This window comes from Brucella haematophila (assembly GCF_005938105.1).
Classification (GTDB): Bacteria; Pseudomonadota; Alphaproteobacteria; order Rhizobiales; family Rhizobiaceae; genus Brucella; species Brucella haematophila.
In genome coordinates, this window is sequence record NZ_VCPE01000001.1 from 589,297 (window position 1) to 597,669 (window position 8,373).

Consider the following 8,373-nt stretch of genomic DNA (forward strand, 5'->3'; position numbering starts at 1 on the left):
CAACTCTGGATGAGATAGAATGCTGAAAAGAATATCACTTGTGAGGTGAAGTCATCATGGCGCGGCTTGAGGTCAACCGATCCGGCGAAATGGATGTGTTCGTGCGCGTGGTCGAACTCGGCGGCTTCTCGCCTGCCGCGCGTATGTCCCGCATGACGCCTTCGGCGGTCAGCAAGCTCATCGCGCGGCTGGAAGCGCGGCTCGGGGCAAGGCTCCTCAACCGTTCGACGCGGCAGCTCCAGCTCACGCCCGAAGGCTGCGCCTTTTATGAGCGGGCCACCCGCATCCTTGCCGATCTGGAGGACGCGGAGCGCGCGGCGGGCCTCGGCGAGCAGCCGGTCGGCCGCGTGCGCATCAACACCAGCGCCTCCTACGCCAACCATGTCCTCGCGCCGCTGCTGCCGGACTTCCTTGCGCTGCATCCGGGCGTCACGCTCGACATCGTGCAAACCGATGCGGTGGTCGATCTGCTTGCCGAGCGGATGGACGTGGCGATCCGGGCGGGACCGCTCAAAAGCTCCAGTCTCGTGGCGCGCAAGCTGGGCGAGACGGCGCTGACCATCGTCGCCGCGCCGTCCTATCTCGAACGCTGCGGCGAGCCGCGCACGATTACCGATCTCGAACGGCACAATCGCCTCGGCTTCGGCTATGCGCGCGCCGTCGATGGCTGGCCGCTGCGAGAAAATGGCGAAACCATTGTCGTGCCGGCGACGGGCCGCGTGCAGGCGAGCGATGGCGAGGGCCTGCGGCATCTGGCGCTTGCCGGTGTCGGTCTCGGCCGACTTGCTGCTTTCACCGTGCGCCAGGACATTGCCGCCGGACGGCTTATCCCGGTGCTCGGCCATCTCGATGCAGGCGACCGGGAAGCCTTCCACGCCGTTCATGTCGGTCAGGGCGGCCCGCTGCCCTCGCGCGTCCGTGCGCTGCTCGACTTTCTTGCTGAGAAAGGCAGGGTATCGTGAGCCGACTGCCATCACGCAGCTCTGGTGCAAGGCGATGCGATCGGACTAACTCTAAATGCCCAATCCCCGTTGGCGCCCCAACTGCCACGACACCGACCCGCCCTGCACTGTGCCTGCGACTTCGCGGCCGAGTTCCCGGTCGATGACGGGCCGCCACGGCACAAGGGTGAACTCGTGGCTCTGCTCGACCACGGCGAACTTGCCGCTGGATAGCTGGACGGTGCCGGTGAACTTGCCGCTGATCTTCTCGCCATCCGCAGCCGCCCGAAATGGCAACGACTTTGCCTCGGCCATCTCCGCGCCAGCGCGGGCGACCTCCCGCTCGCGCAGCGCGGCAAGAAGATTGCGCCGGTAGAAGATGCGCCCGTCGCGCTGGCGTCTCGCGTCACCCTGTTCGATATGATGCTCGCGGCGCTGGTCCATGGCATCGCGCACCTGCTGGCCGAACCCGGCCGAAGCGAGATCCGATGCGTCAGGCGTCACCAGCCGCCGGTCGAGCCAGGTCGCGCCATCGGACCCGATCTGGCTTTCCAGATTAAAGGTCGAGATGACGCGGATGCTGGCCTGCCGGTTTCGGCCGACATCGTAGGCGGCGGCGCGGCTCTCGAAATCTTCGGGTATGCGCCATTGATCGGCGTCGATCCGCTCGACGATTTCGGCGCGGCGCAGCGCCTCCAGTCGTCGGACATGAGCATCGACGAAACCCTCATAGTCGCCGCCCGGAACGCGGCCGTCGAACTTGGCCTGTTCCAGATGGCGGCTCGGCCGGTAGATGCCGTCCTCGGCGATAGCGGCAATGGCCCGGTCGGATGGGCGCTGCGCCGTGTCGGCCGGGCCGATCTCGATAACGCTGCCGACCCGCGCATCCTCGACGCGGGTGGGGTCGATACCCGGAACATGATGTGTCCGGCCGTCGATGCCGTCCACCACAAAGGTCAGGTTCTCGCCCATCTCGTCGGTGAGATACTTGTCCACGACGCGGCCGACGATGGGCGTCTCGGGCGCGGCATCATGAAGCTGGAACGTCATCAGATCGCGCTCCAACCCATCGGCCTTCAGCGCCTTGTGCATATTGCGGATGATGTCGCCGCGTTCGCCCAGCTCGCGCAAGGTCGGCTCCATGCGCTCGCTCAACTCCCAGACGCCCGGCGCGTGTTCGGTGGCGAGGCCCATCTGCTCCAGCTTACCCAGGCGGCGCAGGCGTAGCGTCCGGTCGAACTGGCGACGCGGATCGTCGGGTTCATGGCGCAGGTCGATGAAGCGTTCATCGGCCTCCTCGGTCATCGCCCGGTCAATGCGGGTGAAACGGTCCTGATCGACTTCGGCGGACAGCTTGCGGGTCTGCTCGATCTCGGTGACGGGACCAAGCTCCAGTGTGGTCAACTCGGTGGCCCTCTCGCGAATCCCGTTGGCGAGGTAGTCACCGTTGATGACCAAATTCTCGCCCAGATCGTCCTTGCCCCGGACGATGACATGCACATGGGGATGACCGGTGTTGTGATGATTGACCGCGACCCAATCGAGTTTCGTGCCAAGGTCGGCCTCGATCCGGCTCATGAGGTCGCGGGTGTGCGCTTTCAGGTCGGTCAGGTCCGCGCCATCTTCCGGCGAGACGATGAACCGGAACTGGTGGCGATCGTCCTTGCCGCGATCAAGGAAGGTATTGCCGTCCGCGCGGTCGTCGGTCGCGGAATAGAGCTGGCCGCGCTCGCCGTCGCGGGACGTGCCGTCGCGCTGGATATAGCGCAGATGGGCCGCTGCCTTGCCGTTCTTTCCGGCCTGCTGGACATAGCGGGTTTTCACGACGACGCGACGCATTCCCGGCGTGCTGTGTTTCCAGCCGCCCGACAAGGTTCGGGAACGCACGAACGACGCGCCGCGTCCACGCTTGAGGCCCGGCCCACTGTTAGTCCGCGATGCCTTGCCGCCCTTGGTGGCGGCTGACGATCTGGAGCGTGGCGAGGATGATGCGGATGACCGTAATGGGCTGTTGCTGTGCTGGTGGGCGAGTTTCTTTGCCTGCGTCAGAAAGCTCTTGGCCTTGCCGAGCTTGGGAGCATCGGCGCGGATGCGACCGGGCTTCGGTTGGAAGCGGTTTTCGTCGTCGGCGCTCATGGACGCGCCTCCGGCCAAAATCGTGGAAAATCGGGCAGTCGGCGGCCATGGTGCCGGTCAAAACCCAGCAAAGCTAAGGCTTTGCGCAGGATCACGGCTCGCGCCGTCCAAAAACAGGGTGCCGCTCGCGGCTCCTCTAACCAGTGTGCAGACAACAACAATTTCGAGAACATTGGCGACGTGGTGCCATGTTCCTTTATCTTGCCCTCCACCTTTACTGCCCTTTCCGCCCTTCCTGCCGATAATCCAGCCAGGCGAAACCCCGCATGACTGGACACCGGAACGGATCGCGCCGAGCGCGGGAACACGTCTCTCATGGCGCACTCCCGTCGTCGGCACGGGCCACGAAAAAGCTGCCGGTCGGCGGCTCCGTATCGGCGGCATCGCGCACCGGAACGGTCGCGCGGATGTCGCCGGATTGCGCTTCGGATGACGGCGCGGCGGCAGCCCGCATGTCGGTCAAGCGCGTGACGAACAGCGGAGCCGCGCGCCAGTCGGGCGGCGGTGGCGGTGCTGGCGCGGGTGGTTCACTCCCGGCCGAGCCACCCAGAACCGGGGCGAGCGCGGTGACATAGGCGCGCGTCTCGGCGGGCAGTGCGCGGCCACTCGCACGATGTTCGTCGTAGCGGCCGGGACCGGCATTGTAGGCCGCGAGCATCGCGGGGACATTGCCATAGCGGTCCCACATTTCGCGCAGATAAGCTGCGCCCGCCATGATGTTGTCGCGTGGGTCGTAGGGATCGCGACCGAAGCCATGACGGACGCGCAGGCCCGCCCAGGTGTCGGGCATGACCTGCATCAATCCCATCGCTCCGGCCGAGGAGATTGCGCGCACGTCGCCTGCGCTCTCGGCGCGCAGCACGGCGCGAATCCAGTGCTCGGGAATACCGAAACGCTGCGCGGCTTCGGTGATGAAGCCGGCATAGGGATCGGCCGGATTCGCGCGCGCGACGGGTGTAGCCTGTGCCGACACGGCGACCGGACAGGCTGCGACCGCGAGCACGCCAGCCAGCAGCAGACCGGCATATCGCGCGATCTCCCTGCCTCCGTTCGACCTCCAGCCTGCCAGCGTGCTCGCTGCGGTCAAGGGCAAGGCGCGAGCGCCGGCCAGAGGCCGCCCCTGACCTTCGCTGCGCGCGCCGGCCGTCCGGTGGCCGAGCGGGACGACGGGATGAGACGGCTTTTCCGCGAACAACGGGATGAGGGTTTTGAACGCGGGGATAACGCAGAATCGCATGGCTTTCAGTCCCGCCCGCCGCGCGGCTTCGGGCGGCTCCAGTGCAGCGACCACGCCGTCTTGTCGTTGCTGTTCTGGAAGAGGTTGGCGCGGATCGGTTGGGGCAAGGCGGGATCGTCGATCACCAGCGAAATGTAGTCGCCAGCCTTTTCGCCGACTTCCTTCCAGCCCGCGCCGACCTCCGGGCCATCTTCGGCACCGTGATGGACGCGGTAGGCGGGCGCGTTCTCCGCGTCCGATGGTTCGGCGGCAACAATGGTCAGTTCGCGGTAAAGGGTGAGCGTGTGGATACGGCCGACGAAGTTTTCGTTTTCGGCGGTGAATTGACCGATCTGTGGCATGACAAGTCTCCAAGGGTTGCAGGTTTCAGGGGGATCAGTGCGTCGGCGCGCGCCATTCGTAGCGGCCGTCGCCTTCCTCATCGGTCCAGAGCGGCAGCGCCCGGCCGATGACGGAACTTGCGGGGATGGGTCCGAAATAACGGCCGTCGAGGCTGTCACGGACTTCCCAATTCATGAGGAAGATTTCGCCGTCGCCGATGACGCGGCAGCCCTGCCAGACAGGCAGATCGCGGCCGATCCGGTCGCGCTCCAGCGCTTCGCCCGTCTCCACGCCATCGACGGTGATCGTGCGGCCGCTGCGGCAAACCCGTTGTCCGGGCAAACCGAGGACGCGCTTCAGCAGCGGCACGCCGCGTCCGACATAACCGCGCTCGACCATGAAGGCGGCGAGCGGTTCGGGCGGCATGATTGCGACCAGCTCGGGCACCTCGATCCGCTCGGCGGGTTCGACGGTGTAGAAGCCGATGGGCGCGCTGGCGGTGGCGTTCCAGATCAGTTTTGTGGGCGTCGGGATGAACGCCGCGACAGCGACGCCCATCACCGCGAAATACGTCACCATGACGTAGCCGAACCGCGTCATGGCTCGATCCTCCGGCGATGGAGCCAGGCGGCATGACGTTCCGGCGTGTAGTCGCGCGGCTCCAGACCGGCGATCAGGCGGTTGTGGACATGCCGCCAGTGATCGGGCGCGGCGTCGGCCGGATCGAGGCCGAGCGCTTCCACCGCGTCGATGGCGGCAAGCGCGCGCTCCACCTTCGCCCAGCTATCGAGGCGCAACAGGATGTCGCCGCCGGGGCGGACGAAAGGCAGTGTCTGGAACGGCTCGCCACGGCCGATCGCGCGCACGATGTCGATGCGTGAAATCACAGTGCCGTGCTCGCCCGCCGCCCAACGGACGAAGGCGAAGACGCTCTCCGGCGCAAAGCCGACGAGGCTGCGACGACGGTCGATGATCTGTTCGTAGCTCTTGCGGCCGAAGCGTATCCAGCGCTCGACCTTGCGCTTGTCGAAAGTCAGTTCGACCAATGTGGTGAAGGGCGCGGGACCGTCCGGCAGCGGACGGCCGTGCAAGCGGCGGGCCGCGTTGCCGGTCATATCGGATCTCCTTCGGAGGCGGGAAATTCACGCGCGAGCAGGTCACGCAGCATGTCGGCGACCGTGATGCCCCGTCGGAAGGCCGCGACCTTGATGCGGCCGCGCAGCTCGGGCGCGATGTCGATGGTCAGCCGGGCGGTGAACGCTTCGCCAGCGGCGTTGCCGGTCGCCGGCGTGTCGGTAGCCTTGATCCAGCTATCGGGATTGCCCGGACGGGAGGCGAAGCCGGGCTTGCGGGTGCGTCCGGTCATGGCGCGGCCCTCCCGACGCGCAGCCGGTCGATCTCGGCGGCAAGCGCTGCGATCTCGCGCGTGGCCCGGCTGTCGGCGTCGATCTCGGATGCGAGCCGGCCGGACTGCGCAGCGTCGGCGAAGACGACACGCTGGCCGATGGTTTGGCCAAGCAAGGGCGGATCGTGGTCCCCGAGCGTCTCGGCCGTCTCGCGGGCGATGACGGTGCGCGCGCCGCAACGGTTGAGCACGAAACGGGCGGCAAGGTCGGGCCGGTAGATGCGCGCTTCCCGTAGAAGCGCCAGCATCTCGGCGGAGGCCCAGCCGTCGAAGGGCGATGGCTGCACCGGGATCAGCACAAGATCGGCGGCAAGCAGCGCCGAGCGCATCAGAGCGGCGACACGCGGCGGACCGTCGATGACGACGTGATCGGCGTCGCGGGCCAGATCGGGGGCTTCACGGTGCAAGGTGTCGCGGGCCAGGCCGATGGTGCTGAACAGCCTTGGCAGCCCCTCATGGCTGCGTGTCTGCGACCAGTCGAGCGCAGACCCTTGCGGGTCGGCGTCGATCAGGATGACGCGCCGTCCTTCGGCCGCCCAGGCTCCGGCGAGATGCAGGGCCAGCGTGGTCTTGCCGACGCCGCCCTTCTGGTTGAGGAGCGCGACGATCATGGCGCACCTCGCCGACCAAAAGCAGCACTGGCACCGGCACCACGGATCGCGTCCGCGCGCGTCAAAGAAGAAGAGTTAGATTCTTTGTTAGATTCTTCTATAGAGTCCGGCGAAGGATTTGCGCCTAATGTCCCGATACTGCGTGCGCCTAATGTCCCGATAGGATTCACATGGTTATCCACAGGCACTGTGGATAGATTTTCGGGCAGGAAACGCAGCAGTTCGCGCCCGTCTTCCCATTCGCTCTGGAGCTGGTAGCCGGGCAGAGATTGACGTGCCGCGATCCGGCGGAGGTCGAGCGCAAAGTCGGACGGCCGCGCCGCACTGCCGGATTTTTGGTGAAGGTGCGCTACCTCGAACGCCCAGCCTTCAGGCTGGCGTCCGGCATGCTTGCGGGCGACGCGGTAAAGCCAGCGCTCGATGCCGCCGGTCAGCCGGAAATAGGCCGGGTCGATTGTCAGGACCAGCGAGCGGTCGATGACGCTGTTGTAGAACCATTCGGGCAGGACGAACTCCATGCCCTCGACGCGACCGGTGCGCGTCGTCATTTCCTCCCACTCGTTGATCCACGAGAACTGACGCCGCCGCCAGTGCTTGCCGTTGCGGATGGTCGTGGCGATAACGGTGGATTGCAGGCGTGCGAGCGCGGCCTTGAGCAGCAGATAATCGCGATTGCCGGTGGCTCGCCCAATCGAGCGCAGAAGCTGATAGGGCATGAAGCGGAAGAACCGCGATGTGGAGATGGCGTTGTTCTGGGCCGCGACGATTTGCGACGCGGCCCAGATCAGCACATCGGCATCCCAGATCGTCGCCATGCCATGTTCGGGCATGGCGAAGACCTGCACCTCGACATCGGCGGCGCGGTAGAGGATCGGCGTGGTGCGGGGCCGCTTCGCCAACGAGAAGAACGGCCGCTCCATCAAATCGCGCTGGTCGCGCGGGGCGGCGTCGCCGGTCGCCACCACGAAGGGGGCCAGGCGGTTGCGCTCGCTGTCCTCGGTCGGCTGCGCGGGTCTGGGATCGTCGTCGCGCAGCATTTACAGCTCGTCCCGCTCTTGCGGCGTCAGCGGACGCGCGGGAAAGACCGTGCCGGCGTTTTCGTCGCGGGTGGATTTGCGGGTACCGATGGCGCTCCACGCTTCCAGATCGCGGACGGCATAGAGGACGCGACCGCCGATCTTGCGGTAGGTCGGGCCGGTGCCATAGGTGCGATGCTTCTCAAGGGTGCGGATGGACAAGCCGAGGAAGCGCGCGGCTTCCTGTGTGCGCAGCAGGCGCGGCGGCAGGTCCGCATTGGGGCGGATGGCCATGGAATCTCTCTCCGGTTCGTCAGACAGGCGGCTGTCGAAGCGACAGCGGGCTGTGGCGGACGATGGCGAGGGATCGGCGGCCTGTAGCGTGCCGCAGTTGCGCCCATGCGCTGGCGGCACCCCCTGACGGGTGATAGTCAGCCGGAAAAGGCGAGAGATTTCAGCGATTCACCGACTGCCGCGCGGATTCGGTCAAGACAATCGCGCACGTATCGGCTAAGGGTGAAAGCGGAGCAGACGCACTGCTCTGGGGCTTAGTAACCCCTGTTGACGGTTGGTGCCGGCCGTGACGGCACCACACTCCTTGACCCTATGGTCGGGTCTCTAGCCGCGCGGGTGTCAATCACCCTATTCTTTCTTCCTAAGTTTCTGTTTCTGCGCGTATTTCTGCTCATGGGCAGTATTCGCAAGA

At 66.1% G+C, this 8,373-nt stretch carries 10 protein-coding genes; 1 reads left to right on the plus strand and 9 read right to left on the minus strand.

What is annotated here, in order from left to right; genetic code table 11:
• Positions 1-56 precede the first annotated feature (56 nt).
• The gene (locus FGI60_RS02755) at positions 57-962 is read left to right on the plus strand and encodes a LysR family transcriptional regulator (protein ID WP_138783813.1); all 906 of its coding nucleotides are present in this window, start codon (positions 57-59) and stop codon (positions 960-962) included.
• A 51-nt stretch (positions 963-1,013) separates the two neighbouring features.
• On the opposite strand, the gene FGI60_RS26720 is transcribed toward FGI60_RS02755, so the two are convergent.
• The 9 genes from FGI60_RS26720 to FGI60_RS02800 form a co-directional block, all read right to left on the minus strand.
• Entirely contained in the window at positions 1,014-3,077 is a 2,064-nt protein-coding gene (locus FGI60_RS26720) for a relaxase/mobilization nuclease domain-containing protein (RefSeq protein WP_138783814.1), read from the minus strand.
• Between the two features lie 313 nt (positions 3,078-3,390).
• A complete protein-coding gene (locus FGI60_RS02765; protein ID WP_138783869.1) occupies positions 3,391-4,314 on the minus strand; it encodes a lytic transglycosylase domain-containing protein in 924 nt (307 codons plus the stop codon).
• Between the two features lie 5 nt (positions 4,315-4,319).
• Positions 4,320-4,655, minus strand: a complete 336-nt coding sequence (locus tag FGI60_RS02770) for a DUF736 domain-containing protein (RefSeq protein ID WP_138783815.1) — start codon at positions 4,653-4,655, stop codon at positions 4,320-4,322.
• A 34-nt stretch (positions 4,656-4,689) separates the two neighbouring features.
• Positions 4,690-5,235: a S26 family signal peptidase gene (locus FGI60_RS02775; RefSeq protein WP_138783816.1), complete on the minus strand. Its 546-nt coding sequence runs from the start codon at positions 5,233-5,235 to the stop codon at positions 4,690-4,692.
• Positions 5,232-5,750 (minus strand): DUF2840 domain-containing protein, encoded by a 519-nt coding sequence (locus FGI60_RS02780; RefSeq protein WP_138783817.1) that lies wholly within the window; start codon positions 5,748-5,750, stop codon positions 5,232-5,234. The genes FGI60_RS02775 and FGI60_RS02780 overlap by 4 nt, the downstream gene beginning before the upstream one ends.
• The gene (locus FGI60_RS02785; protein WP_138783818.1) at positions 5,747-6,001 is read right to left on the minus strand and encodes a hypothetical protein; all 255 of its coding nucleotides are present in this window, start codon (positions 5,999-6,001) and stop codon (positions 5,747-5,749) included. The genes FGI60_RS02780 and FGI60_RS02785 overlap by 4 nt, the downstream gene beginning before the upstream one ends.
• Positions 5,998-6,651, minus strand: coding sequence for a ParA family partition ATPase (parA, locus tag FGI60_RS02790; protein ID WP_138783819.1), 654 nt, complete (start codon positions 6,649-6,651; stop codon positions 5,998-6,000). The genes FGI60_RS02785 and parA overlap by 4 nt, the downstream gene beginning before the upstream one ends.
• Entirely contained in the window at positions 6,648-7,688 is a 1,041-nt protein-coding gene (locus tag FGI60_RS02795; RefSeq protein WP_138783820.1) for a replication initiator protein A, read from the minus strand. The genes parA and FGI60_RS02795 overlap by 4 nt, the downstream gene beginning before the upstream one ends.
• Positions 7,689-7,961 carry a helix-turn-helix transcriptional regulator gene (locus tag FGI60_RS02800; RefSeq protein ID WP_171058686.1) on the minus strand — a complete coding sequence of 91 codons (273 nt, stop codon included), beginning with the start codon at positions 7,959-7,961 and terminating at the stop codon, positions 7,689-7,691.
• Between the last annotated feature and the right edge of the window lie 412 nt (positions 7,962-8,373).